The organism is Pseudothauera hydrothermalis (assembly GCF_003345255.1).
GTDB classification, from domain to species: Bacteria; Pseudomonadota; Gammaproteobacteria; order Burkholderiales; family Rhodocyclaceae; genus Pseudothauera; species Pseudothauera hydrothermalis.
This window is the reverse complement of record NZ_CP029331.1, coordinates 196007-219257: the sequence shown is the minus strand read 5'-3', so window position 1 is coordinate 219257 and position 23251 is coordinate 196007. Positions and strand designations below refer to the sequence as shown.

The following is a 23251-nucleotide window of genomic DNA, read 5'->3' as shown; positions in this document are numbered from 1 at the left end:
AGCCTGGTCGGCGGCAATGCGCGCATCGCAATTTCCGTCCCGCAGTGGTTCAATACGCGCATGAACCTGCTCTGGCTCCAATCCGGCGGTTGCGGCGGCTGCACCATGTCGCTGCTGTGCGCCGATTCAAGCGACCTGCTCGGCAGCCTGGCCGACGCTGGCATTCGCATCCTGTGGCATCCCTCGCTATCCGAAGAAAGCGGCGCCGAGGCGCTCGAGCTGTTGGCTGCCTGCGCCGCCGGCGAGCATCCGGTGGACCTGCTGTGCGTGGAAGGCGCGCTGCTGCGCGGCCCGGATGGCAGCGGACGCTTTCACATGCTGGGCGGCAGCGGGCGGCCGATGATCGCCTGGGTGCGGGAACTGGCCGCGCGTGCCCGCTACACGCTGGCCATAGGTTCCTGCGCGGCCTGGGGCGGGGTGACGGCAGCCGGCCCCAACCCGGCCGGCGCCTGCGGTCTGCAGTACGAGGGCGACACCCCTGGCGGCCTGCTGGGTAGCGACTACCGCTCGGCCGCCGGCCTGCCGGTGATCAACGTCGCCGGCTGTCCCACCCACCCCGGCTGGGTGGTGGAAACCTTGATGGCACTATCGCTCGGCCAGTTCGGCAGCGACGCGCTCGACGCCTTGGCCCGCCCGCGCTTTTACGCCGACCAGTTGGTGCACCACGGCTGCTCACGCAACGAGTATTACGAATTCAAAGCCAGCGCCGAAAAACCGTCCGATCAGGGCTGTCTGATGGAGAACATGGGCTGCAAAGGCACCCAGGCCCACGCTGACTGCAACCTGCGGCCGTGGAACGGCAGCGGCTCATGCACCCGCGGGGGCTATGCATGTATCTCCTGCACCGAGCCGGGTTTCGAGGAACCCGGGCACCCCTTCGTACAAACCCCCAAGGTGGCCGGCATTCCGATCGGTCTGCCCTCGGACATGCCCAAAGCCTGGTTCGTGGCACTGGCCGCGCTGTCCAAATCCGCCACCCCGCGCCGGGTGCGCGACAACGCGGTGGCCGACCACCTTGCCGTCGCGCCAGCCATCCGCCGTACCGGGTTGAAGTGAGCGTGGGCGAGCGTATCGTTCTGGGCCCTTTCAACCGGGTCGAGGGCGACCTGGAAGTACATCTGGAGGTGGCAGCCGGACGGGTGGCGGCGGCCTATGTGAACGCTCCGCTGTTTCGCGGCTTCGAGCACATCCTGCGCGGCAAGGACCCGCGCGATGCGCTGGTGTTGGTGCCGCGCCTGTGCGGCATCTGCTCGGTGTCGCAGTCGGCGGCGGCGGCTGCCGCGCTGCGCGAAGCCATCGGGCTGGCGGTGCCGGCCAATGGCGAACTGGCCGCCAATCTGGTGCTGGCCGCAGAAAACCTGGCCGACCACTTTACCCATTTCTACCTCTTTTTCATGCCGGATTTCGCCCGCGACGCCTACGCCGAACGGCCCTGGTTCGCCGCCGCGCAGGCGCGCTTCAAGGCGGTGCGGGGCACGGCGGCGGCCGAAGCGGTGCCGGCGCGCGCCGCCTTCCTAGAGCTTACCGGCCTGCTGGCCGGCAAGTGGCCACATACGCTCTCACTGCAGCCGGGCGGTTCGGCGCGTGCGGTCAGTGCAGCGGAGAAAGTCCGTCTGTACGCGCTGCTGCGCGAATTCCGCCGCTGGCTGGAACGCCACACCTTCGGCGACACGCTCGAGGCAATCGGGGCGCTCGATTCAATCGACGCACTGGCCAGCTGGGCTGCGGCACGCGCGCCGGCCAGCTCGGATTTGCGCCTGTTTCTGGAAATCGCCGACGACCTGGGGCTGGCCCGCATCGGCCGCGCCACCGACCGCTTCTTGAGCTACGGCGCCTATACGCTGGCCGGCAGGCCACTTTTTGCACGCGGGCTGTGGCAGCCGGAAGAAGCTACGGTGACAGCATTCGATCCGGACGACATCCGCGAGGATCTGAGCCACGCCTGGATGCGCGGCCAAACCCGCCATCCCTGGCGCGGCGTGACCGAACCGGACCCCGACAAGGACGGCGCTTACTCCTGGTGCAAGGCGCCGCGGCTAGCCGGACAAGTGGTCGAATGCGGCGCCTTGGCGCGCCAAATGGTCGACGGCCACCCGCTGGCACGCGATCTGGTCGCGCGCGAAGGCGGCAGCGTGCGCGCCCGCGTACTGTGCCGCCTGCTGGAACTGGCCCTTGTGCTCCCAGCCATGGAAAGCTGGGTACACGCCCTGCGCCCCGGAGAGCCTTTTTGCGCCCACGGACCGCTACCGGACGAGGCAACGGGCTGCGGACTGGTGGAAGCGGCCCGCGGTGCGCTCGGCCACTGGTTGGCGATCCGCCACGGCCGCATCGCCAGCTACCAGATCGTCGCCCCTACCACCTGGAATTTTTCTCCGCGGGATGCCGCCGGCACCCCTGGCGCACTGGAACAGGCCCTGGTCGGCCTGCCCGTCGACGACGCCCGCGTGCCGCTCGCGGTGCAGCACGTGGTGCGCTCCTTCGACCCCTGCATGGTGTGCACCGTGCATTGAGCCACCCCACCGGTCCGACGATGAGCGAGTCGCCCAAATCCGCCCCGCCCCTGCAACACACCGGCCACCCTGGCGAACTGGTGGGCGTGGGCGAAGATGTGTGGATGGATGTCATCCACAAAATGGATGAGGTGTACGCCGACCTGTTGCAGTATGAAGTGGCGTTGGAACAGCAAAATGCCAAGCTGGAGGAGTCGCAACAGTTCATCCTCTCGGTGCTCACCTCGATGTCGGACATCCTGGTGGTGTGCGACCGCAACGGCAAAATCGAAGACGTCAACCGCTCCTTGCTCGATTTTACCGGCAAGACGCTGGATCAACTGCGCGGCAGTTCGCTGTTCGAACTCTTCGCGGACGATCTGTCCCGCGCCCAGGCGCGCCATCTGCTCACCCTCTACGGCGACGAAAGCGTACACGACTGCGAATTGCCGCTGCGCGCGCGCGACGGCTCCGCGGTGCCGGTATCGCTCAACTGCACGCCTCGCTACAACGCCGTAGGTAAATCGCTGGGCATGGTGATCACCGGCCGTCCGGTGGGCGAGCTGCGCCGCGCCTACCAGGCGCTGCGCCAAGCCCACGAAGACCTCAAACGCACCCAGCAGCAACTGCTGCATTCGGAAAAAATGGCCTCGCTCGGCCGCCTGGTGGCTGGCGTGGCGCACGAGCTGAACAACCCGATCAGCTTCATTCTGGGCAACGTGCATGCATTGCGGCGCTACGCCGGGCGGCTGGAGCAATACCTCGATGCTGTGCACGCCGGCACCTCGGCTGCGCAACTGGCCGAACTGCGCGCCGAACTTCGCATCGACCGCATTCTGGCCGATCTGCCGCCGCTGATCGACGGCATCATCGAAGGCGCCGAACGTACCCGCGATATCGTCGATGGCCTGAAGCGCTTTTCCGCCATCGATCGCGACGAGCAACAGTCTTTCAACCTCACCGAAGTCATCGAGCGCGCGGTGCGCTGGGTGTGTAAAGCGGCCCGTCAAAGCTTTGCGGTGCAAGTCCGTCTGCCCGCACAGATTCCGTTGCGCGGCTCCCCCGGTCAGATGCAACAGGTCATGATGAACCTGGTGCAAAACGCCTGGGACGCTACCTGCGAACAGTCAGCCCCGCGACTGGAAATCGACGGCCAGTTGGTCGGCACCCGCGCCATCATCCGCTTTCATGACAACGGCCCGGGCATCGCCGAGCAACATCTGGCGCACATCTTCGACCCCTTCTTCACCACCAAGCCGGTAGGCAAGGGCACCGGACTGGGCCTGTCGATCAGCTATGGCATCGTCGAGCGCCACGGCGGCCAGCTCTCTGCCCGCAACCACCCGGACGGCGGCGCCGAGCTGGTGGTGGAGCTGCCGGTGGGCAGCGTATGAAAGCGTCGCTCAGCTACGCGGACGGTAATGTTTGTGCTCGGCAGTGTGCGGATGCGCGGGAGCATGGCCGTGAGGCTGCACGGCGGTATCGACCTCGACACTGATCAAATTGAGGCAGCCGTGGCGCACGCCGCTTTCGGCCATGATCGATTCAGCAAAACGCCGGACTCTGGCGCTCGGACCGCGCAGGATGACGCATTCGATGCAATGGTCGTGGTCCAGATGGGCATGCAGCGTGGACACGGTGAGATCATGATGGCCGTGTTGCAACCCGGTGAGCCGCTCGGCCAGTTCACGTTGGTGATGATTGTAGAGGTAACTCAGCGTGGCCACACACTGCCCGTCTGCCTCGCCGCGCTGGCGGGCTGCTTCCAGCTCGCGGCGCAACAAGTCGCGCACCGCTTCGGAGCGGTTGCGGTAGCCGCGTTCGGCTATCAGCGCGTCGAAAGCAGTGGCGAGCTCCTCGTCTAGCGAAATGGTGATGCGCTCCATGTATCCGCACGCTCCGTGGTGTCGCTATGACGGCGCAGCTTAGCACAACGGATCGACTGGCCCGCCCAACCTTTGGCAACGCGTAGCCAATCTGGCCACCAGCGCCTCGTCATGCGCAGCAACCACCATCGGCACGCCGCAAGCTTCCAGTACCGCAGCGATCCGCTGGGCGCTTGCCTGATCGAGCGCGGCAGTCGGCTCGTCGAGCAGCAGCACCGCCGGCTGCATCGCCAGCACGCCGGCCAGCGCGGCCAGGCGCTGTTCTCCGCCAGACAATTCATGCACCGGACGCTCGGCAAGCATTTGAATACCGACCCGATGCAGCGCCGCCCACGCGCGTTCGCGTGCCGCCGCCCGCCCCAGCCCCTGATTGAGCGGACCAAACTCAGCGTCCTCCAGCACGGTGGGCCCAAACAACTGATCGGCGGGGTCCTGAAACAGCAGCCCCACCACGCCCCGCAGCGGGGCGAACTCCGCCTCACTGCTGCAGAGCCGCCCCAGCAACCGAACGCTGCCGCCAGCCAGCGGAACAAAACCAAGCAACGCATGGAGCAAAGTCGACTTACCCGCACCGCAGGGGCCCAGCACAAAAAGGCGCTCGCCAGCGGCGAGCAGTAGATCGACGCCGTCAAATACCGTGCGTCCGCCGCGCCGCACACATAGCCCACGGGCTTCGATCAAGGTATCCATGCCATCCACCCGTCTGTGCTCAACCAGGCCAGCCCCAAAGCCGCACTGGCCACAGCCACCGTGACCCCAAATGCCGGACGGCGCGCCAGCGGCCGCAAAGCAGACTGCCCGGCGGCAGGCAATCCAGGCGCAAAACCGCGTGCACGCATCGCCAGCCCGACCCGCTCGGCGCGCTGCATGGCATTGACCAGGAGCAAGGCCACCAGTTGGGCGGTAACCGCCACGGTGCGCAGATTAAAGCCGGGGCGAAAAGCCCGCGCGCGCATCGCGCACTCGATACGCCGCCGGCAGTCTTGAAGCAAGCCGAAGTAACGGACCGTAAGGGCCAGCAGGCGCGCCAGTTTGTGGGGCAGACCCAGGCCCGCCGCCGCGCGCGCCAACACAAAAGCATCCATGCCGGCGAGCAAGCCCAGGCTGAGCAAGGCGATGGCGTTGGTACGCAATGAGATCTGCTGGGCAAGCGCCAAACCCTCATCGGTGAGCGTCAGAGCGCTGGCGCCCAGCTGCCAAGGCACAGTCAGCCACAACAGGCCGACAAACAGGTTGACCGTCAGGATACGGCGGCCGAGCGCCCGCGCCGAAGCCCCTGCCAGCACCGCGATTGCCGCCACCAGCAAACCAGCAACCAAGACAAACGCCAGCGCTCGAAGATCGGTGATGAAAGAAACCACCGTACTGCCACACACCGCCAGCGCCAGACGTAGGCGGGGCAAGCGGGGCCCTTGGCCAATGCGCGACGCCGAATTCATGTCCGTGCCAACGCCTGTGGCATCAGACGCACCAGCGCGGCGACGGTCAACGCGCCGATGGCCGCATCGACCACGAGCACCGGCAAGTGCGCCGCAGCGAACAACACAATGAGCTCGCCAAACATCCGCCCGCCGGACAACGCAAGCACGGCACTGGCGAGCAACGCCGCGCCGCCAATGCCGACCACCCCGCACAGCGCACCGGCAGCCAGCGCCCGCACACGCGGCGTCTGCGGGCCGAACCCACGGCCCAATAGATAGTGCGCCGCCACACCGGGCAGCGCCATGATCAGCAGATTGGCGCCGAGCACCGCGAAACCGCCAAAGGAAAACAACGCCGCTTGCAGCAGCAAGGCCACACACAACACCGGAAACACTACCCAGCCCAGCAGCAAACCCGCCAAACCGTTGAGCACCAAGTGCACACTGCCTACCCCCACCGGCACATGAATGGTGCTGGCAACGAAAAACACCGCACCCAGTAGCGCCGCCAAGGGCAGCTGCTCCTCGCGTAATCGATGCAGCCCGTGCGCCACCCCTGCCGTGGCCAGCACGGCCGTACCCAGTAACACAGGGGCAGACAGCACGCCTTCGGCCAAATGCATTCACATCCTCCTGCGGGCCATGAACCACGCGGCCAGACCGAATAAACCGACGATGTAGCCCAGACCGCCTAGAACATCGCGCAGTTGGATGCGGTGTTCCAGGCGGCTCAGGTCCTCGCGCAACAGACGCAGTGCTTCGCCATCCAGAGCGCCACAAGCCAAGCGCGCGACGTTGACTTCCGCACGATGCCCCTCCTCGCCTTCCACTGCCACATGATAGGCCGCACGCTCTGGCACCCCGATACGAAAGCGTCCGTCATCGCCACTGACGCCCTGGGCCAGCACCTCACGCCCGGCGGCATCGGTTATCTCCACGAACAGACCGGCAGCCGGACTATGGTCGGAATACGCTGCCAGACCGACCACTGCGCCCTGCTCGGCATGGGCGGTGACATACAGACCATGCGATGCGACCGGCAGCGCCGCGCACAGCAACCAAGCGGCCACGACTGCGCGCAAACGCTGCGCCAAACCGAACGGGTTCATTGGGGCGGTTCCGCGTCAAAGGTCAACAGATATTCGATGCTCACCGTGGTCATCCGCGGATCGCCGCTGACCGCGGTACGCTGTCCGGCCCACAGTTTGTTGAAGCCAGCCTGCGGACGCACGGTGACCAGCCCCTCGGCATCGCTGAGCACGCCCGGCGCGCTCTCGTCGGCAGCAACCTTGATCCCGGCTGCCGGTTTACCGTCGATCAACACCCGCAGACGCAGCGGTTCGCCGGCGCGCGGCGGCGCCTGATCCACCGCCACCAGCTCGAACGGCTGCCCCCAGGCGCGCGTGGCCGCCACGCCCCAGCGCGCAATGGTTTTGTGGTACTTCAACGCCTGCACACCGCTGGTGGCGCCGGGCACTTCGTTCATCGGCTTGTTGACACTGCGCCCCCCTTCCGGGCGACTCCAGATGCCATTGTCGAAAAACAGCGTCAGCACCGCCGCTTCGCCGGCAGCACGCACCCGCACACCGTCTGCATCGTCCTCACGTTGAACGTTCAGCGGCGTGCCGTCGGCCGCATAGGCGAACACGCTCTTGAGCTTCTCTACCGGGTAAGGCTCGGTCTTGCCCTCGTGCCCCCCATACATCACGCGGTAAAAACCGTGCTCGGGCTCCAGCCAGACGGTGTGGGCATGCGCCGATACTGCAGTACCGGCCAATACGAGCGAATACAGGGCAGTGCGCAGGATGGTCCGATGACACATAAAGTCGATGTCTCCGTTCAGAAATTGACTTGGACGCCGACCCGCACAGTCCGCGGCGCACCGCTGGCATAGCCAATGGTGTTGACCGCGGTGGCATAACGGCGGTCGGCAAGGTTGTCGATGGCGGCATAGACCGTGTAGGGGTGAAGACTGCCTGCGCTGTAGCTCAAGCGCAGATCGGCGATGCCGTAACCTTGGTCACTACGGGTATTGGCCGCATCGACTTGGTAACGCCCGATCTCCCGCCAGGTCAGCGTGCTTTGCCAACCCGGCAGCGGACGCCAGGTGAGTTCGGCGGTCAGGGTGTGACGCGGCACACCGGTCACACGTTTGCCGACCAAGGCAGGATTGGCATTGCGGGTAATTTTCGAGTCAGCCTCGCCCCAGGCCAGGGTGAGATCCACATCGTCGTGCGGCATCCACAGAATTTCCAGCTCGTATCCGGTGCGCCGGGTTGACCCGAAATTCTCATAGACGCCCGGCGCCACGGCACGAACCTCATCGGACGACTGCAGGCGGTAAGCCGCCGCATCGATCATCAGCCCGGGCACCGCGGTCAAACGTGCGCCCACCTCGGTCTGGCGGAAGATGTTCGGATCGAGTACCGAGGCGCCAAGCGCGTACTTGGCAAAATCGCTCGGCAACGCAAAACCTTCTGCACGGCTGGCGCGCAGTTCGAGGCCGGAGGCGATTTGTGAACGCAGACCGAACTTGGGCGCAGTGTGGCTCATCCGCGGCATGCGCTCACACGGCGCGGTGGACGTTTCCGGTCCGTTTGGCGAGCAGTTGCCGGTGAAACGGTCCCAGCGCACGCCCAGGGTCGGTTTGAACAGCGGATGCAGCGGCGCCTCCAGTTCGCCGAAGGCCGACAGACTACGCAGCACCGAGTTGCGGTCATTGATCGCCGGGGTGACTCGGCGGCGAAAATCGAGGTTGTCGTAATACACGTAATCGGTCGATTCACGGAACGTCTCCACCCCAGCCACCCAGTTGAGCGGCACGGTGGCATTGTGCCGGCCATTGAGGTTTACGCCGGCGCCATGCACCTTGCGGTCATAGCTTTCCTCGCGCTGGGTCGGCACACCGCCGAGCGGACGGGTGAACCAACGGGTGAAGTCCTGCCGCGTGGCGTAAGCAAAGCCAAGCAGCGTGAGCTGGTCGCTCAATGCGTACTGCACGTCGGTGCGCAACGTGGCAAAGTCCTTTTCAGCGCCGTCGTTCTGCACGCCGGGTTCCTTGCCGTAAGGGTCGGCGCGAAAGCGCGCGGCACTCAGATAGCCAGGGTTGTCCGCTTGCGCAGTATGTATCCGGGCAGACAGCGCCGCACGCAGCCCGCCGGTCAGATCCACACTCCAACGCCCGGCCAAGGTTGCGCGCCAGGATTCGGACTGCGCGCGGAATCCGTCGCTGCGGTAGAGCTGGGCGGCCAGGTTCAGATGCTGGGTATCCGACACTTTCACTCCCAAGGCGGTTTGCGCATCGACCGTGCCGAAGCTGCCAGCGGAAAGGTCCAACTCACGATACTCGCCGCCCTTGCGTGTCTCCAGACTGATCGAGCCGGCGCGGTTGAAGTTGCCGTAAAGCGCCGAAACGGGGCCCTTGAGCACCGTCATGGTGCGCAGCTCCAGGGGGACGATAACGTTCAAGTCGACATAACCATCTGCATGGGACATGGCCTCATTGAGCGGAATGCCATCCACACTGACAGCGATGTCGCCCCCATGGCCGCCACCGCCGAAGCCGCGCAGCACGATGGAATCCGCCACGCCGGTCAGCCCCAAGACGCGGATGTCCATGCCCGGCACATGGCGAAACAGTTGTTGTACCTGGTTGATGCTTTTTGCGCGGATTTCCTCGCTTGCAAAACCTGAAGCGGTGTAAGCGGCACCGCCCTCACCCAGCGTTTGTCCTTTTACTTCGATGGTCTGCAGGGTCGCTTCGGCCGTGTTGGCCCGGGCGCCCGACGCCGCAACCGCGAACACACAAGCGAGCAGCGCCGGTAAGGTGGCAGAGGGAAGCGTGGCAGGATTGGCTTTACGAAGTGTCATCATTGGCTGAATCCATGAGCACAGAATGTATGAAGAATTTAGCAATCTTCATACCAGCCTCAGCCATGCGACGACATCCGGCATCCGTTACCCCGCAGGCGGCAAGCGCATTTCCAGTTTCGGCGCCACATCGTCTGCATCGCTTGCAGGCAAAAAAAAGGGGGCGCAAGCCCCCGCCTGATGTGCATGTTTCTGCTCAAGGCGCCAGACGCCGGTAGGCACCGCCAAAAAAAAGCAGCGGCGGGCGGTCTTCGCGGTCGAAGTTGATGACCTCGCTGACGAACAAGATGTGGTCGCCGCCCGGATAACGGTGAGTGTTACGGCATTCGAAGCGCGCGCAACAGCCGCGCAGCAACGGCGCACCGCCCAGACCTTGGTCGAACTGCAGTCCGGCAAACTTGTCGTCGGAGCGGCTGGCGAATAGTTGCGAGAGCGCCTGCTGGTCGTCCGCCAGCACGTTGATGGCGTAGTATTCGCAGGCTTCGAACACCGGCACGCTGGGTAAGGTTACCGACAGGCTCCATAGCACCAGCGGCGGATCGAGCGAGACCGAGTTGAACGAATTCACCGTCAAACCGACCGGCGCGCCATTGGCGGCACGGGTCGTGACCACGGTGACGCCGGTGGCAAACATGCCGAGGGCGTTGCGAAAATTGCGGGTGAAGTCTTCGTGCGTGTAGTAGTTCTGTGCGGACATGGCCTTCTAGGGTGCGGCACCAAGGCGTAAAGCGCTGAGCCGGTCTCAAAAACCGATGGATTATGGCTGCGCGACGACTTTCCGTCGACCCCGAAGCGGCCCGCAAAATAGGATCAAACCCTTGTCCAAGCAAGACTTTGCCGAGCGTCTGATAGCCTGGCAGGCCGACTGCGGCCGCCATGATTTGCCCTGGCAGCAGCACCGCGACCCCTACCGGGTGTGGCTGTCGGAGATCATGCTGCAACAGACCCAGGTCGAGACCGTAATTCCCTACTACCACCGCTTTTTGGCGCGCTTTCCCACCCTTGCCGACCTGGCCGCCGCGCCGCTGGAGGCGGTGCTGAGTCTGTGGAGCGGACTGGGCTACTATGCGCGCGCCCGCAATCTGCACAAAGCGGCGCAAATCGTCATGACAGAACTGGGCGGCCTGTTTCCGCGCCGTGCCGAGGACATCGCCCGCCTGCCCGGCATCGGCCGCTCCACCGCGGCGGCAATCGCCGCGTTTTGCTTTGGCGAACGTGTGCCCATCCTGGATGGCAATGTCAAGCGCGTGCTGTGCCGGGTCTTCGGTGTCGAAGGCTTTCCGGGTGAGCGCACAGTCGAGCGCCGCCTGTGGTCCTTGGCCGAGGAACTGTTGCCTGCGCGCGGGATAGAGCGTTACATCCAGGCGCAAATGGATCTGGGCGCCATGATCTGTACCCGCGCCCGCCCCACCTGTGCCCGCTGCCCGCTCGCAACTGCATGCGTGGCGCGGCAACAGGGGCGCACCGCGGAACTACCGACCGTCCGTCCGCGCAAGACGCCGCCACGGCGCACGATACAGGTGGCGGTGGTGCGTGCAGGCAACGCCGTCTTGCTGGAACGCCGCCCGCCTGCAGGCATCTGGGGCGGCTTGCTGGCCTTGCCGGAAGCCGGCCCAAGCGGCGCCGCAGCCTGGGTGGCGCAACGTTTCGGTACGCTGGCGGGCGGCAGCGAACTGCCCGCGCTGACCCACGCTTTCACCCACTTCGTGCTGGAAATCCGCCCCTGGCTGGTGGATCTGCCCGACACACCGCCCCTGGCCGCCGACGGCAACCTGCACTGGCAGGCGCTGGATGTGTTGGACCAAGCGCCGCTGCCGACGCCGGTGCGCACCATTCTGCAACGATTGCGTTGAGTCCGGGTTGAGCGGCCAATCGGGACCGGCCGATCGGGCTGCAGCGGCCAGAGCCCTGCGGCCCTTCAGCGCTTGGCCGCCTCCTCCTTGTACTCTTCGACCTTGATGGCGCGCAGCTGGTAGCCGGCGTTGCCCAGTTGCGATTCAATACGCGCCACGGTGAGCACGCCGCTGACCCACACCGGCACCATGTTCCAGTCGCCCGCAATCGGCTTGTCCGGCATCACGTGGATGAGCTGGTTGGCCGGCGGAGGCGGCACATGGATGCAAGCGCCGAAATAGGGTACCAGCAGAAATTCCCGAATGGTCTTGCCGTCGCCTTCCAGCGGCACCACGAATCCGGGAATGCGGATGCGCCGCCCGTTCATGCGCTCGACCACCGGCGCGCGGTCCCATTCTTCGCGCAGCCGGCGCATCAGGTCGATGGCGCGCGGATCGTTATCGCTCAGATTGTCCAGATCGAGGTCATCGAACAGCGCCTGCGGATTCCACTCGGCGGGCAGCAGGTCGTCCCATTCGATTTCGGTAAAGCCATCCTTGTCGGCACGGGCCTTGGAAACCAGGCGGTCGCCCACTTGGTAGCCGGACTGCCCCGTGGTGACCTGTTGCGCGTGGGCGGCTGTCAGGGTGACACAGACGGAGAGCAAGACTGCGAGCACAAGGCGCGAAAACCGCATATCAAATCCTGATGGTCATGCCGTCGGCGAGCGAATAACGATAGGCGCGCCAGCCTGGCACCAGGCTGGCCAGCACCGCGACGGCGAGCACCGCGCCCAACAACTGCCATTGCGCCGCGCTCGGCCAGCCGGCCGACAACAGCAGACCATAGTGCGCTTGCAGCCACGGACCGACGGCCGCCACCGCCGCATAAAGCAACATGATACCGAGAAGGCAGCCGGCCAGACTGAGCAGCAGACTCTCCAGCGCCAATAAACGGAACACCTGCCCAGGGCTGGCGCCCAATGCGCGCAGAATAGCCAGCTCGCGCCGGCGCTCGCCGAGGCTTGCGACCACCACCGCCACCAAGCCGGCCAGCCCCACTACCACCACCAGCGCCGAGACCGCCAGCAAGGCGCGCTCGGCAACTGCCACCACACTCCACAGCTCCTGCAAGGTGGCGCCGGGCAGCACCGCCAACAGCGGTTCGGCGGGCCATTCGTTGATTTGGCGCTGCACACGGAACACCGCGATCCGGGATTTGAGGCCCACCAGCGCGGCGGTCACACGCTTGGGCGATAGATCGAATTTGCGCACATGCTCGGCGGCAATGCGCACGCCCGGCAGACGGGCGCCACCGACCCAGTCGACATGAATCGCCTCGATGCCCTCGAGGCTCACCAGCACCGAGCGGTCCACCGGCGTGCCGGTGCGCGCCAACACGCCGACCACGGTAAAGGGTTTGTCGTCATGCTCGGCAAAGCTCACCTCGCCGCTGCCGTGGCTGACCACGATGGATTGGCCGGCGCGGTAGCCGAGGCGTTCGGCCACTTCGGCGCCGACCACGGCCTCGAACACATCGCCAAACCGGCGGCCGGCACGCATCGTCAAGGTTTGGCCGTGCCCATAGCGGTAATGCTCGAAAAAGTCTGCCGTGGTGCCGATGACGCGGAAACCGCGGTGCGAGTCGCCCAAGGACAGCGGCACCAGCCAGTCGACATCGGGCAGCGCGGCAATGGCCTGGATACTCTGCCAAGACACATCGTTGGTGGCGTTGCCGATATGGAACACCGAATACAGCAGCAACTGCACCGGCCCGCTGCGCGCGCCGACCACCAGATCGGTGCCGGAAATGGTAGCGGCAAACCCGGCGCGTGCGTCCTGGCGCAGCCGTTCGACCCCCAACAACAGGGCTACCGCGAGCGCCACCGAGATCACCGTGAGCAGCGCAGTGAGCCGACGGTTGGCGATGCTGCGCCAGGTCAGATGCCACAGCGGCGCCTTCATGCCCCACCTCGTCCGGCGCCACGGTTGATTTCATCCAGGGCCACTACCCGGTCGAAGTGCGCGGCCAGCCGCGCGTCGTGGCTGACAAAAAGGAGCGCCGCGCCAGCCGCCGCGCATTCGCCCATCAGCAGTTCCAGAAAGCCGCGCTGGCGGTCGGCGTCCAGCGCCGAGGTCGGCTCGTCGGCAATCACCAACGGCGGCCGGCCGATGAGCGCACGCGCGGCGGCCACACGCTGTTGCTGGCCCACCGACAGTTCGGCGGCCGGGCGGTCGAGCAGCGCCCCGTCCAGATCCAGGTGCGCGGCCAGCCGCTCGGCTTCCGCCTCCGGACTGCGGCCCGCCTCGCGCACCCGCTGGCTGCGCTGCGCCGAAAAGCGGCAGGGCAGCAGGATGTTGTCGCGCGCAGAAAGGTAAGGAATCAGATTGAAAAGCTGGAACACGAAACCGATGTGGTCGGCGCGAAAGCGGTCGCGCGCCCGCAAACGCAATGCACCCAGCTCCTGCCCACACACCACCACCCAGCCAGCCTGCGCAGTCAACACGCCCCCGATCAGCGACAGCAGCGTGGTTTTGCCGCTGCCGCTGGGGCCGCATAGAAAGACACGCTCACCGGCGGCCAGGGTAAAGCGCTCGATCGCCAAGCACGGCGCATCCGCGCCCGGCCAGGCAAAGCGCACCCCTTCCAGGTGCACCGCCGGCGTCGCAACGGCTGCACTGGCCTCACTCACAGCGCCAACGTGTTGTTGTCGCGGGTCAGTGTCTGCGCGTTCTGGCCGCGTGGGGTGACGGCCTGCGCACGGATGCGGGCAGTGCGCGGGAAGCGCTCGGCCAGTTTGACGGTCAAGCCGGTCAGCGCCTGGGGCTGCGCGCAATCGAGCGCGTATTGGACATGCACTTCGCCATGCGCAGCGTCGTGGTCATGGTCGTGGTCGTGATCCGGCCCGTGATCCTGCGCAGGGTCCTGATCCGACCGCGCACCGGCCGCCCAAGGCAATTCCAGGTCAACATTGGTCAGCGTACAACCGGCCGCGGGCGGTACCAGGAACAACGCACCAAAGTCGCGCAGCCTGCCCTCGGCCTCGGCCCAAGCACTGCGCTGCGCCGCGGTGCGGGGTTTGTGCTCGAAGCCCACCAGATTGTCCAGCGGACTTTTCAGTGCAACGACCAGCCGCCCACCGTCGATGGCCACCTGCAGTCGTGCCACCCCATGCTCATGCACCCCATGCGCGAAGGCCGTCAAGCCAAGACCCAGCCCGGCCAAACCCATTGTCAGTTTCTTGATCATGCCGCTCACGTTCCGATCTCTCCCGTCAAAGCGCCGCATGGCACGCCGCGCATCTCACACAGACCGGTTAAATGCTACAATGTTGCAGTAAAAAGAGGCAAACCCCTTTTGATGAATCATCACAAGCCGTCCCCCTCCCCGCTGTCGGACACGCTCGGCGCGGCGCAACACACGATTGCCGCGCACGGCCGCGTCACGCGCACCCGGGTGGCGGTGCTGGAATGCCTGCTGGCCAGTCACCAGCCGCTGAGCCACGACCAAATCGTTGCCAATCTGGCCGCCTGCGGTGCGCACCACGACCGGGTCACGGTCTATCGCGCGCTCGACTGGCTGGTGGAACAAGGCATCGCTGTCCGGGTACCGGGCAAGGAGCGCGCCGCCAAGTTCGAAGCGGTCAGGCATGACGGCCATCGTCATGCGCATTTTCACTGCGACGCCTGCGGTCGCGTGCTGTGCCTGGAGAGCATTGAGCCGGCCATCGCGGTAGCGCTGCCGGCCGGTTACCGCCTGGATCAAGCAGAGCTGGTGCTGCATGGCGCCTGTCCGGCGTGCAACACCGGCCAGGCAGGCGGCTAAGCCAAATCAACACGCAACACTGTTGCATTTTCCCCCACAGCCCCACTACTTTTTTGACACCATGAAACCTCACCACCACGCGCCCCGCGCAGGCTTGCTCGGTAGCGGCTTGGCCCAACGCCTGGCGCTGGCTGCAGCGGCCAGCACCCTGCTATGGGTCGCGGTATTTTGGGCGCTGTCGCGCTGAGCCAGCCGATGCTTCAACTCGAAGATCTCACCCTCGGCTATGATCGCCACCCGGCGGTTCACCATCTGAGCCTGCATGTGCCCGACGGCGCACTGATTGCCGTGGTCGGCCCCAACGGGGCTGGTAAATCCACCCTGCTCAAAGGTCTGGCCGGCGAGCTGCGTGCATTGGGCGGCCATATCCGGCGAAGCGGCGCGCCCGCTGCCCGCATCGCCTACCTGCCGCAGCGCGGCGAACTGGACAGCAGTTTTCCGGTGTCGGTGTTCGAGATGGTGGCCATGGGGCTGTGGCACGAAATCGGCGCCTTCGGACGGGTTCGCGCCTCGCACGCAGCCCGCATCGCGCAGGCGCTTGCCGCCGTGGGGCTATCCGGCTTCGAATCCCGCCCGATCGGCTCGCTGTCGGGCGGTCAGATGCAGCGGGTGCGTTTTGCCCGTCTGATCCTGCAGGATGCGCCGCTGATCCTGCTCGACGAACCCTTTGCCGCACTCGACGCGCGCACCGTGGAGGATTTGATGCAATTGATCCTCGCCTGGCATCGGGAAGGGCGCACCCTCCTCACCGTGGTTCATGACCTCGAGCTGGTTCGGCGCCACTTCCCCATGTGTTTGCTGTTGGCCCGCGAACCGGTGGCCTTCGGCCCCACCGCCGAGGTGCTGACCGAGCCGCTGCTTGCCCGCGCCCGGCAGCTTTCCGAGGCGTTCGACGAACAGGCCGCGGTATGCCACCGTGACGCACACATCGGCAAGGTGAGCGCATGATCGACGCGCTGGTCATGCCCTTTGTCGATTTCGAATTCATGCGCCGTGCGCTCGCCGGCTGCCTGGCGCTGGCACTGGGCGCCACGCCGGTGGGCGTGTTTCTGATGCTGCGCCGCATGAGCCTGATGGGCGACGCGATGAGCCACGCCATCCTGCCGGGCGCTGCCCTTGGCTATCTCGCCTTCGGTCTGTCGCTGGGCGCGATGACGGTGGGCGGCATCCTGGCCGGCCTGGCGGTGGTACTGGCCGCGGGCCTGGTCACCCGCAGCTCGATACTCAAGGAAGACGCCAGCCTGGCCACCTTCTACCTGTTGTCGCTGGCTGCCGGGGTGATGATCGTGTCGCTGCGGGGCAACAACCTCGATCTGCTGCATGTGCTGTTCGGCTCGGTGCTGGCGCTCGATGACGCCTCGCTGCTGTTGATCGCCGCGATCGCCAGCCTGACCCTGTTCGGCCTGGCGTTGCTGCTGCGCCCGCTGGCCCTGGAATGCTTCGATCCGGCCTTCCTGCGCGGGGTGAGCCGCTTGTCGCCGGTGGCGCACTACGGCTTTTTGGCGCTGGTGGTATTCAACCTGGTGGCCGGTTTCCATGCGCTGGGTACGCTGATGGCGGTAGGCATCATGATCCTGCCGGCGGCGGCCGCGCGGCTGTGGAGCCGCCGCCTGGGGCCGCTGCTGGCAACCGCATCGGCCATTGCTTTGGTCTGCGCGCTCGGCGGTCTGCTGCTGTCTTTCCATGTCGACGTACCGGCCGGCCCGGCCATCGTGCTGATGTGCGGCCTGGCCTATCTTGCCTCGCTGCTGCTCGCCCCGGACGGCATGCTCGCCGCCCGTCTGCCGGCGCGCAGCCATCTTGAATCCTGATCCGTCGGAGTCGCCCCATGCGCAAGTACCTGAATTTTCTGATGCTGTCGATCATCCTGTTGGCTGGCCCAGCGCATGCCACTGAGACCGACAAGCTGGACGTGGTGGCCAGCTTTTCCATCCTCGCCGATCTGGTCGCCGCGGTGGGCGGCGAGCATGTCCTGGTACAGGCCTTGGTGGGCCCAGACCAGGATGCGCACGGCTACCAGCCGCGCCCTTCGGACGCCCGCAAGGTGGGCGCCGCAGCGCTGGTGGTGGCCAACGGATTGGGCTTCGACGGGTGGATCGAGCGCCTGGCCCGCTCGGCCGGTCATCCACGTCCGGTGCTGATTGCCTCGCAAGGCATTCCCGCACTGCACAGCCAACCGGAGGCGGAACACGAGCATGACCATGACCACGCCCACCGACACACGCATGGGGTCGACCCTCATGCCTGGCAGGATGTTGCCAACACCATCATTTACGTGCGCAACATCGCCGCCGGACTCACCGCCGCCGACCCGGCGCACACAGCCCACTACCGCGCCAACGCCGAACGCTACATCGCCGAGCTGCAGGCGCTGGATGCCGACATCCGCCGCGCCTTGGCGGCGCTGCCGGCCGAACGGCGCAAGGTAGTCACCTCGCACGATGCTTTTGGCTATTTCGAACGGGCCTACGGTCTGCACTTTGTGGCCGCGCACGGCGTGGCCAGCAACGCCGAACCGAGCGCGCAAGGCATCGCCCGGCTGATCCGTCAGATCCGCGCAGAAAAAATCCCCGCGGCTTTCCTGGAAAACGTGACCGATCCGCGCCTGGTCGAGCGTATCCGCAATGAAAGCGGGGCGCGCCTGGGCGGCACGCTCTATTCCGACGCGCTATCGGCCGCCGACGGTCCGGCGCCCACTTACATAGCGATGATGCGCCACAACCTCGCCACCCTGCTCGGCGGCCTCGCGGCCGACTGAGTCATTTCGACGAGGCCGCCAGCGCTGGCGGCAGCGCTGAACAAGGGAACCGAACGCGCGCGCCTGACTCCGAGACTTACCCGGCGCGCCTGCCTTCGGCCGGTAGCAAAGCGCCGGATGCGAGCCGGCGACCATCCCTTGCACCCCAAGCGGCAAGGAATACCAATGAAAGCGATCTCGATCCTCCCGGTGCTGCTTGCGGCCGCATGCATCAGCGCCGTATCCACCGACGACGCCACGTCACGCGGCGCCGCCTGCGTGCCGGAAGCCACCTGGATCGCCCCTGGCGGCGGACGCCTGGCCGAGCATCTGCTGTTAGACGGCCTGGCGCACAACGGCGTGGTCCTGCTTGGCGAGCGCCACGACCGCATGGCGCATCACCGCTGGCAGCTCGACACCCTGTCGGCGCTCTACGCGCGCCAGCCGAACATGGCGATCGGTCTGGAGATGTTTCCCCGCCGGGTGCAGCCCGCCCTGGATGCCTGGGTGCGCGGCGAACTCGATGAGGAGACCTTCCTTGTGCGCAGCGACTGGGCACAAGTGTGGCGCATGGATGCTGCGCTTTACATGGACATTTTCCGCTTCGCCCGCCAGCACCGCATCCCGCTGGTGGCGCTCAATGTGGATCGGGAGCTGATCCAGGCGGTGCGGCGCAGCGGTTTCGATGCCGTCCCCGCGCACGCCCGCCAAGGTGTGGGCCGCCCCGCGGCGCCTTCGCCGGCTTATACCGAATGGCTGCAGACCATCTACCGCAACCACCACCCGCGGCCAAGCGATGACCACGACCAGGCCGGCCAGCGCTTTATCGAGGCACAGTTGGTCTGGGACCGGGCCATGGCCGAAGCCATCGCCGCCGCGCGCCGTGCGTACCCCGAAGCCCTGGTGGTGGGTCTGATCGGCAGCGGCCACCTGCGCCACGGCTGGGGCGTACCGCACCAGTTGGCCAGCCTGGGGCTACCGCAGGCCGCCGTACTGCTGCCTTGGGATGCGGACAGCGCATGCGGCGAGCTGGTGGCCGGCTTGGCCATGGCGGTGTATGGCGTCCCAGCCGAGCGAAACGCGGATACTCGCACGGAGCGCCGGTCGATCGACACGGCCGGCCGCGCCGAGGCGGCCGGCGCCAATGAGCGTTAGCGCTGCAGCTGGCTGAGGTCGCGCACCGCGCCGGTGTCGGCACTGGTGGTGAGCGCGGCATAGGCTTGCAGCGCAGCCGATACGCTGCGCTCGCGCTTGGCGGGTTTCCAGGCCGCCGCTCCCCGAGCTTCCATTGCCGCGCGACGGCGGGCGAGTTCCTCGTCGCTCACCGCCAAGTGAATGCGGCGCTTGGGGATATCGATTTCGATGATGTCGCCATCTTCGATGAGGGCGATGGCCCCACCGCAGGCCGCTTCCGGTGAGGCGTGACCGATGGACAAACCGGAGGTGCCACCGGAGAAACGGCCGTCGGTCAGTAGCGCACACTGTTTGCCCAACCCGCGACTTTTCAGATAAGAGGTGGGGTAGAGCATTTCCTGCATGCCGGGACCGCCCTTGGGACCTTCGTAGCGGATCACCACCACATCGCCGGCTTGCACCTGTTCGCCCAGAATGCCCTCTACCGCGTCTTCCTGGCTTTCATACACCCGCGCCTTGCCGGTGAATTGCCAAATGGACTCGTCCACCCCGGCGGTTTTGACGATACAGCCTTTCTCGGCAATGTTGCCGTAGAGCACCGCCAGGCCGCCGTCGGCGGTAAAGGCGTTGGCCTTGTTGCGGATCACGCCGCGCACACGGTCCATATCGAGCTCGTTCCAGCGGCGGTTCTGCGAAAACGCCACCTGGGTGGGCACGCCGCCGGGCGCGGCAAGGAAGAAATCGAACACCGCTTTGTCATGAGTCTGCATGATGTCCCAGCGGCTCAGCGCTTCACCCAGGGTTTTGCTGTGCACCGTGGGAACGTCGCGGTGCAGCAGACCGGCGCGGTCGAGCTCGCCAAGGATGGCCATGATGCCGCCGGCGCGATGGACATCCTCGATATGCACATCCGGCACGGCTGGCGCCACCTTGCACAGGCAAGGCACTCGCCGGCTGATGCGGTCGATGTCGGCCATGGTGAAGTTCACGCCGGCCTCGCGCGCCGCGGCCAACAGATGCAGCACGGTATTGGTGGAACCGCCCATGGCCACGTCCAGACTCATGGCGTTCTCAAAAGCCCGGAAGCTCGCGATCGAGCGCGGCAGCACCGAGGCGTCATCCTGTTCGTAGTAACGTTTGGCCAGCTCGACGATGCGCCGGCCGGCCTCCCTGAACAGCTTTTCGCGATCGGCGTGGGTGGCCAGCGTGGTGCCATTGCCCGGCAGCGACAACCCCAGCGCCTCGGTCAGGCAGTTCATCGAATTGGCGGTGAACATGCCGGAACAGGAGCCGCAGGTGGGGCAGGCGGAGCGTTCCACCGCCGCGACTTCCTCATCGGAACAATTTTTGTCGGCCGCCTTGACCATGGCATCGACCAGATCGAGCGGAATCACCTTGGCGTCCCATTTCACCTTGCCGGCTTCCATCGGCCCGCCGGACACGAAAATGGTGGGAATATTGAGGCGCAGCGCGGCCATCAACATGCCCGGGGTGATCTTGTCACAGTTGGAAATGCACACCAGCGCATCCGCGGTGTGGGCATTGACCATGTACTCGACGCTATCGGCGATCAATTCCCGGCTGGGCAGGGAATACAGCATGCCGCCGTGCCCCATGGCAATGCCATCGTCGACCGCGATGGTGTTGAACTCCTTGGCCACGCCGCCGGCGGCCTCGATTTCGCGCGCCACCAATTGGCCGAGGTCCTTGAGATGCACATGCCCCGGCACGAACTGGGTAAAACTGTTGGCCACGGCGATGATGGGCTTGCTGAAATCCTCGTCCTTCATACCGGTGGCACGCCACAGGGCGCGCGCACCCGCCATGTTGCGACCGGCGGTGGACGTTCGGGAACGGTACTGGGGCATGACTGACTCCGCAAAAGGCTGCGAGGGAAAGATGCCGATTGTACCCCTGCCAGCCCGACACGCCAGAATCCGCTCAAACGGCCAAACGGACGATGTTGCCGGCTGCGTTATCATCGCCCCTTCACCGCACAGATGGTTTGCCCATGGATGCACAACAGCCGCCCACCGACGATACCAGCTTCGATTTGGACCCTTGCGAAGTGCGCGTGCTCGGCGTGCTGATCGAAAAGCACTTCCTCACGCCCGACAGCTATCCGATGTCGATCAATGCGCTCACTGCCGGGTGCAATCAACTCACCGGACGCGATCCGGTCATGTCCTTGTCCGAAGAAGCCGTGCAGCATGCGGTCGACAGCCTGATCGGGCGCCGCTTGGTGGCACGCCGGGATCAGCCCGGCGGGCGCGTAGCCAAGTACGAGCACTTGGTGCGTCTGCGCCACTCCTTGCCGCCGGCCGAACAAGCCGTGTTGGCCACCTTGCTGCTGCGCGGCGCGCAGACGGCCGGCGAAATCCGTCAACGCTGCGAGCGCATGCACCGTTTTGGTGAGATCGCCGAGGTCGAGGCCATCCTGGAACATCTGGCAGAGAAGTATCCGCCAATGGTGGCCGCACTGCCACGCGCGCCCGGCACCAAAGAGGTGCGTTGGACGCATCTACTCGGCGGCACGCAAGAGTTGAGCTTGCAGACCGAACCCCACGGTGCCGACACCGCCCAGACGCCCTCCGCCCGCGAACGCATTGCAGCGCTCGAAGCCGAAGTACGCCGCCTGCGCCAAGACATCGATGCGCTGCGCGGCGCGTTCGAGCGCTTCCGCGCGCAGTTCGAATAACCCGGAAACACCGATACACCCTTCGCCCATGCTGGTTCATCCGCAATTTGACCCGATCGCCTTGACGCTCGGCCCGCTCTCGGTGCGCTGGTACGGTCTGATGTACTTGCTCGCCTTCATCTTGTTCATGCTGCTCGGCCGCGTGCACGCCCGACGCCGCCCCGAGCTGGGGTGGAACGGCCCCCAGATCGACGACCTGCTGCTCTACGGTGTGCTGGGCGTGGTCATCGGCGGCCGGCTGGGTGAAGTATTGTTTTTCCAGCCCGGCTATTACTTCACGCATCCGCTGGAAATCCCCGCCATCTGGAAAGGCGGCATGAGCTTTCACGGCGGCTTTTTAGGGGTACTGGTGGCGATGTGGCTCTATGGCCGTCGCCACGGCAAGGGGTTCTGGCAGATCACCGACTTCATCGCCCCGCTGGTGCCCACCGGACTGGCTGCGGGGCGCATCGGCAATTTCATCAACGGCGAGCTATGGGGCCGCCCGGCCGATCCGGATCTGCCCTGGGCGATGGTGTTTCCGTGGGTGGATTCGCTGCCGCGCCATCCGTCACAGCTCTATCAGGCGCTCGGCGAAGGCTTGCTGCTATTCGTCATCCTGTGGCTGTTCGCCGCCCGTCCGCGCCCGCCGCGCGCAGTCTCGGGCGCCTTTTTGCTGGGCTACGGGGTTTTGCGGTTTGCTGCGGAGTTTTTCCGCACGCCGGATCCGGGCATCTTCGGCACCCTGTCTTTGGGGCTATCCACCGCGCAATGGCTGTGCGTGCCGATGATTCTTGCAGGCGCGTGGTTGCTGGCAGCGCCGCGCCAGAGCGCTTAGGGCGTGTGGCCGCGCGCGGCAGCCCACGCATGCAACAGCTCGGGCAGGGCCTCGCAGGTGACCACTTCGTCCGCCCCCAGCGCCCGCGCCGCACGCGCCGGCATGGAGTCCGGCGCCGGCACCACGCAAACGATACGCGCATAAGGCGCCACCCGCTTGAGCAGACCGACCAGGCGCGCCGGTTCGGATACCGACACCCGCCAGTCGAGTACGGTGACATCCGGATCGAGCAGAAAAAAGAGCTGCATCGCACGGCTTTCACTGTCGGTCCAGCCGGCCAGTTCGATATCGGCCGAGCCTTGCAGCACCGACGCCATCGGCCCGGCCTGAGCCTCCTCGGGCGCTGCCAGCAACACACGCAGGGCGGGCGGGCGCTGCGCATCATTGGAACGCCCGGTCGCATCGGTTTGCGTATTCGGTGTCATCGGCGCACGTCATTTGCAGGTATGCCGTAATGATGCCCGAATCTTTGCGCAGATGACATCGGCGAATCGACGATTCGCACTCGGTCGTGACGCAGTTCCGGGCCGTTATCGAAACC

27 protein-coding genes are annotated in these 23251 nt (G+C 65.8%); 13 read left to right on the top strand and 14 right to left on the bottom strand.

Annotation, left to right across the window (positions count from 1 at the left end):
- Positions 1–60 precede the first annotated feature (60 nt).
- From DIE29_RS00990 to DIE29_RS00980, 3 genes are read left to right on the top strand one after another with little or no spacing between them, the layout of a single operon-like run.
- Positions 61–1056: an NADH-quinone oxidoreductase subunit B family protein gene (locus tag DIE29_RS00990; RefSeq protein WP_102040621.1), complete on the top strand. Its 996-nt coding sequence runs from the start codon at positions 61–63 to the stop codon at positions 1054–1056.
- A gap of 2 nt (positions 1057–1058) precedes the next feature.
- Positions 1059–2510 (top strand): nickel-dependent hydrogenase large subunit, encoded by a 1452-nt coding sequence (locus DIE29_RS00985; protein ID WP_114648945.1) that lies wholly within the window; start codon positions 1059–1061, stop codon positions 2508–2510.
- A 20-nt stretch (positions 2511–2530) separates the two neighbouring features.
- A complete protein-coding gene (locus tag DIE29_RS00980) occupies positions 2531–3883 on the top strand; it encodes a PAS domain-containing sensor histidine kinase (RefSeq protein ID WP_114648944.1) in 1353 nt (450 codons plus the stop codon).
- A 9-nt stretch (positions 3884–3892) separates the two neighbouring features.
- On the opposite strand, the gene nikR is transcribed toward DIE29_RS00980, so the two are convergent.
- The 7 genes from nikR to DIE29_RS00945 are packed head-to-tail and all read right to left on the bottom strand — an operon-like array spanning position 3893 to position 9669.
- A complete protein-coding gene (gene nikR, locus DIE29_RS00975) occupies positions 3893–4375 on the bottom strand; it encodes a nickel-responsive transcriptional regulator NikR (RefSeq protein WP_114648943.1) in 483 nt (160 codons plus the stop codon).
- A 39-nt stretch (positions 4376–4414) separates the two neighbouring features.
- Entirely contained in the window at positions 4415–5065 is a 651-nt protein-coding gene (locus tag DIE29_RS00970; protein ID WP_114648942.1) for an energy-coupling factor ABC transporter ATP-binding protein, read from the bottom strand.
- Positions 5053–5778: an energy-coupling factor transporter transmembrane component T family protein gene (locus DIE29_RS00965; RefSeq protein ID WP_162860568.1), complete on the bottom strand. Its 726-nt coding sequence runs from the start codon at positions 5776–5778 to the stop codon at positions 5053–5055. The genes DIE29_RS00970 and DIE29_RS00965 overlap by 13 nt, the downstream gene beginning before the upstream one ends.
- Before the next feature lie 32 nt (positions 5779–5810).
- Positions 5811–6419: a cobalt transporter CbiM gene (gene cbiM / locus DIE29_RS00960; protein ID WP_114648940.1), complete on the bottom strand. Its 609-nt coding sequence runs from the start codon at positions 6417–6419 to the stop codon at positions 5811–5813.
- A complete protein-coding gene (locus tag DIE29_RS00955) occupies positions 6420–6905 on the bottom strand; it encodes a carboxypeptidase regulatory-like domain-containing protein (protein ID WP_114648939.1) in 486 nt (161 codons plus the stop codon). It lies immediately after the preceding gene.
- Positions 6902–7618 carry a DUF4198 domain-containing protein gene (locus DIE29_RS00950; RefSeq protein ID WP_114648938.1) on the bottom strand — a complete coding sequence of 239 codons (717 nt, stop codon included), beginning with the start codon at positions 7616–7618 and terminating at the stop codon, positions 6902–6904. The genes DIE29_RS00955 and DIE29_RS00950 overlap by 4 nt, the downstream gene beginning before the upstream one ends.
- Positions 7619–7635: 17 nt before the next feature.
- The gene (locus tag DIE29_RS00945; RefSeq protein WP_237269482.1) at positions 7636–9669 is read right to left on the bottom strand and encodes a TonB-dependent receptor; all 2034 of its coding nucleotides are present in this window, start codon (positions 9667–9669) and stop codon (positions 7636–7638) included.
- A gap of 22 nt (positions 9670–9691) precedes the next feature.
- On the opposite strand from DIE29_RS00945, the gene DIE29_RS14515 reads away from it, so the two are divergent.
- Positions 9692–9847, top strand: a complete 156-nt coding sequence (locus DIE29_RS14515; RefSeq protein ID WP_162860567.1) for a hypothetical protein — start codon at positions 9692–9694, stop codon at positions 9845–9847.
- Between the two features lie 15 nt (positions 9848–9862).
- Here the strand turns inward: DIE29_RS14515 and DIE29_RS00940 are convergent, their stop codons facing one another.
- Positions 9863–10363, bottom strand: coding sequence for a flavin reductase family protein (locus tag DIE29_RS00940; protein WP_114648937.1), 501 nt, complete (start codon positions 10361–10363; stop codon positions 9863–9865).
- Between the two features lie 121 nt (positions 10364–10484).
- Here DIE29_RS00940 and mutY point away from each other — a divergent pair, with 121 nt between their 5' ends.
- Positions 10485–11519, top strand: coding sequence for an A/G-specific adenine glycosylase (gene mutY / locus DIE29_RS00935; RefSeq protein WP_237269481.1), 1035 nt, complete (start codon positions 10485–10487; stop codon positions 11517–11519).
- Positions 11520–11584: 65 nt separating this feature from the next.
- Here mutY and DIE29_RS00930 read toward each other — a convergent pair whose 3' ends face one another.
- Genes DIE29_RS00930 through DIE29_RS00915 form a run of 4 tightly spaced genes read right to left on the bottom strand, consistent with a single transcriptional unit; the run spans position 11585 to position 14748 of the window.
- Positions 11585–12196 (bottom strand): DUF3299 domain-containing protein, encoded by a 612-nt coding sequence (locus tag DIE29_RS00930; protein WP_114648935.1) that lies wholly within the window; start codon positions 12194–12196, stop codon positions 11585–11587.
- A gap of 1 nt (position 12197) precedes the next feature.
- Positions 12198–13463, bottom strand: coding sequence for an ABC transporter permease (locus DIE29_RS00925; protein ID WP_102040614.1), 1266 nt, complete (start codon positions 13461–13463; stop codon positions 12198–12200).
- Positions 13460–14191 (bottom strand): ABC transporter ATP-binding protein, encoded by a 732-nt coding sequence (locus DIE29_RS00920; protein ID WP_114648934.1) that lies wholly within the window; start codon positions 14189–14191, stop codon positions 13460–13462. The genes DIE29_RS00925 and DIE29_RS00920 overlap by 4 nt, the downstream gene beginning before the upstream one ends.
- A complete protein-coding gene (locus DIE29_RS00915; protein WP_162860566.1) occupies positions 14188–14748 on the bottom strand; it encodes a DUF2796 domain-containing protein in 561 nt (186 codons plus the stop codon). The genes DIE29_RS00920 and DIE29_RS00915 overlap by 4 nt, the downstream gene beginning before the upstream one ends.
- 111 nt (positions 14749–14859) lie before the next feature.
- Between DIE29_RS00915 and DIE29_RS00910 the strand changes: the two genes are divergently transcribed.
- From DIE29_RS00910 to DIE29_RS00890, 6 genes are all read left to right on the top strand, one after another.
- Positions 14860–15324: a Fur family transcriptional regulator gene (locus DIE29_RS00910; RefSeq protein WP_102040611.1), complete on the top strand. Its 465-nt coding sequence runs from the start codon at positions 14860–14862 to the stop codon at positions 15322–15324.
- Between the two features lie 61 nt (positions 15325–15385).
- Complete coding sequence (locus DIE29_RS14895; RefSeq protein ID WP_257791346.1) at positions 15386–15511, top strand: hypothetical protein; 126 nt, start codon at positions 15386–15388, stop codon at positions 15509–15511.
- Between the two features lie 8 nt (positions 15512–15519).
- A complete protein-coding gene (locus DIE29_RS00905) occupies positions 15520–16272 on the top strand; it encodes a metal ABC transporter ATP-binding protein (RefSeq protein ID WP_102040610.1) in 753 nt (250 codons plus the stop codon).
- Entirely contained in the window at positions 16269–17135 is an 867-nt protein-coding gene (locus DIE29_RS00900) for a metal ABC transporter permease (protein ID WP_102040609.1), read from the top strand. Before DIE29_RS00905 ends, DIE29_RS00900 begins: the two co-directional genes overlap by 4 nt.
- Before the next feature lie 17 nt (positions 17136–17152).
- Positions 17153–18082, top strand: coding sequence for a metal ABC transporter solute-binding protein, Zn/Mn family (locus tag DIE29_RS00895; protein WP_114648932.1), 930 nt, complete (start codon positions 17153–17155; stop codon positions 18080–18082).
- 165 nt (positions 18083–18247) lie between these two features.
- Positions 18248–19216 (top strand): ChaN family lipoprotein, encoded by a 969-nt coding sequence (locus DIE29_RS00890; RefSeq protein WP_114648931.1) that lies wholly within the window; start codon positions 18248–18250, stop codon positions 19214–19216.
- Here the strand turns inward: DIE29_RS00890 and ilvD are convergent.
- The gene (gene ilvD / locus DIE29_RS00885) at positions 19213–21063 is read right to left on the bottom strand and encodes a dihydroxy-acid dehydratase (RefSeq protein WP_114648930.1); all 1851 of its coding nucleotides are present in this window, start codon (positions 21061–21063) and stop codon (positions 19213–19215) included. The two genes, DIE29_RS00890 and ilvD, sit on opposite strands and share 4 nt — an antisense overlap.
- 143 nt (positions 21064–21206) lie before the next feature.
- On the opposite strand from ilvD, the gene DIE29_RS00880 reads away from it, so the two are divergent.
- Complete coding sequence (locus tag DIE29_RS00880; protein WP_114648929.1) at positions 21207–21893, top strand: YceH family protein; 687 nt, start codon at positions 21207–21209, stop codon at positions 21891–21893.
- A 28-nt stretch (positions 21894–21921) separates the two neighbouring features.
- On the top strand, positions 21922–22710 hold the full coding sequence (gene lgt / locus DIE29_RS00875; protein WP_114648928.1) for a prolipoprotein diacylglyceryl transferase: 789 nt from the start codon (positions 21922–21924) through the stop codon (positions 22708–22710).
- On the opposite strand, the gene DIE29_RS00870 is transcribed toward lgt, so the two are convergent.
- Entirely contained in the window at positions 22707–23135 is a 429-nt protein-coding gene (locus tag DIE29_RS00870) for a two-component system response regulator (protein ID WP_102040601.1), read from the bottom strand. The two genes, lgt and DIE29_RS00870, sit on opposite strands and share 4 nt — an antisense overlap.
- Positions 23136–23251 lie beyond the last annotated feature (116 nt).

Coding starts and splice junctions, on each gene's coding strand:
- DIE29_RS00930 (WP_114648935.1), bottom strand. CDS start 12,196: ATGCGGTTTTCGCGCCTTGTGCTCGCAGTCTTGCTCTCCGTCTGTGTC.
- DIE29_RS00990 (WP_102040621.1), top strand. CDS start 61: ATGAACCTGCTCTGGCTCCAATCCGGCGGTTGCGGCGGCTGCACCATG.
- nikR (WP_114648943.1), bottom strand. CDS start 4,375: ATGGAGCGCATCACCATTTCGCTAGACGAGGAGCTCGCCACTGCTTTC.
- DIE29_RS00925 (WP_102040614.1), bottom strand. CDS start 13,463: ATGAAGGCGCCGCTGTGGCATCTGACCTGGCGCAGCATCGCCAACCGT.
- DIE29_RS00970 (WP_114648942.1), bottom strand. CDS start 5,065: ATGGATACCTTGATCGAAGCCCGTGGGCTATGTGTGCGGCGCGGCGGA.
- DIE29_RS00950 (WP_114648938.1), bottom strand. CDS start 7,618: ATGTGTCATCGGACCATCCTGCGCACTGCCCTGTATTCGCTCGTATTG.
- DIE29_RS00915 (WP_162860566.1), bottom strand. CDS start 14,748: ATGATCAAGAAACTGACAATGGGTTTGGCCGGGCTGGGTCTTGGCTTG.
- DIE29_RS00980 (WP_114648944.1), top strand. CDS start 2,531: ATGAGCGAGTCGCCCAAATCCGCCCCGCCCCTGCAACACACCGGCCAC.
- DIE29_RS00890 (WP_114648931.1), top strand. CDS start 18,248: ATGAAAGCGATCTCGATCCTCCCGGTGCTGCTTGCGGCCGCATGCATC.
- DIE29_RS00880 (WP_114648929.1), top strand. CDS start 21,207: ATGGATGCACAACAGCCGCCCACCGACGATACCAGCTTCGATTTGGAC.
- DIE29_RS00870 (WP_102040601.1), bottom strand. CDS start 23,135: ATGACACCGAATACGCAAACCGATGCGACCGGGCGTTCCAATGATGCG.
- DIE29_RS14895 (WP_257791346.1), top strand. CDS start 15,386: ATGAAACCTCACCACCACGCGCCCCGCGCAGGCTTGCTCGGTAGCGGC.
- DIE29_RS00895 (WP_114648932.1), top strand. CDS start 17,153: ATGCGCAAGTACCTGAATTTTCTGATGCTGTCGATCATCCTGTTGGCT.
- ilvD (WP_114648930.1), bottom strand. CDS start 21,063: ATGCCCCAGTACCGTTCCCGAACGTCCACCGCCGGTCGCAACATGGCG.
- DIE29_RS14515 (WP_162860567.1), top strand. CDS start 9,692: ATGTATGAAGAATTTAGCAATCTTCATACCAGCCTCAGCCATGCGACG.
- DIE29_RS00905 (WP_102040610.1), top strand. CDS start 15,520: ATGCTTCAACTCGAAGATCTCACCCTCGGCTATGATCGCCACCCGGCG.
- DIE29_RS00900 (WP_102040609.1), top strand. CDS start 16,269: ATGATCGACGCGCTGGTCATGCCCTTTGTCGATTTCGAATTCATGCGC.
- DIE29_RS00940 (WP_114648937.1), bottom strand. CDS start 10,363: ATGTCCGCACAGAACTACTACACGCACGAAGACTTCACCCGCAATTTT.
- DIE29_RS00910 (WP_102040611.1), top strand. CDS start 14,860: ATGAATCATCACAAGCCGTCCCCCTCCCCGCTGTCGGACACGCTCGGC.
- lgt (WP_114648928.1), top strand. CDS start 21,922: ATGCTGGTTCATCCGCAATTTGACCCGATCGCCTTGACGCTCGGCCCG.
- DIE29_RS00945 (WP_237269482.1), bottom strand. CDS start 9,669: ATGATGACACTTCGTAAAGCCAATCCTGCCACGCTTCCCTCTGCCACC.
- DIE29_RS00955 (WP_114648939.1), bottom strand. CDS start 6,905: ATGAACCCGTTCGGTTTGGCGCAGCGTTTGCGCGCAGTCGTGGCCGCT.
- cbiM (WP_114648940.1), bottom strand. CDS start 6,419: ATGCATTTGGCCGAAGGCGTGCTGTCTGCCCCTGTGTTACTGGGTACG.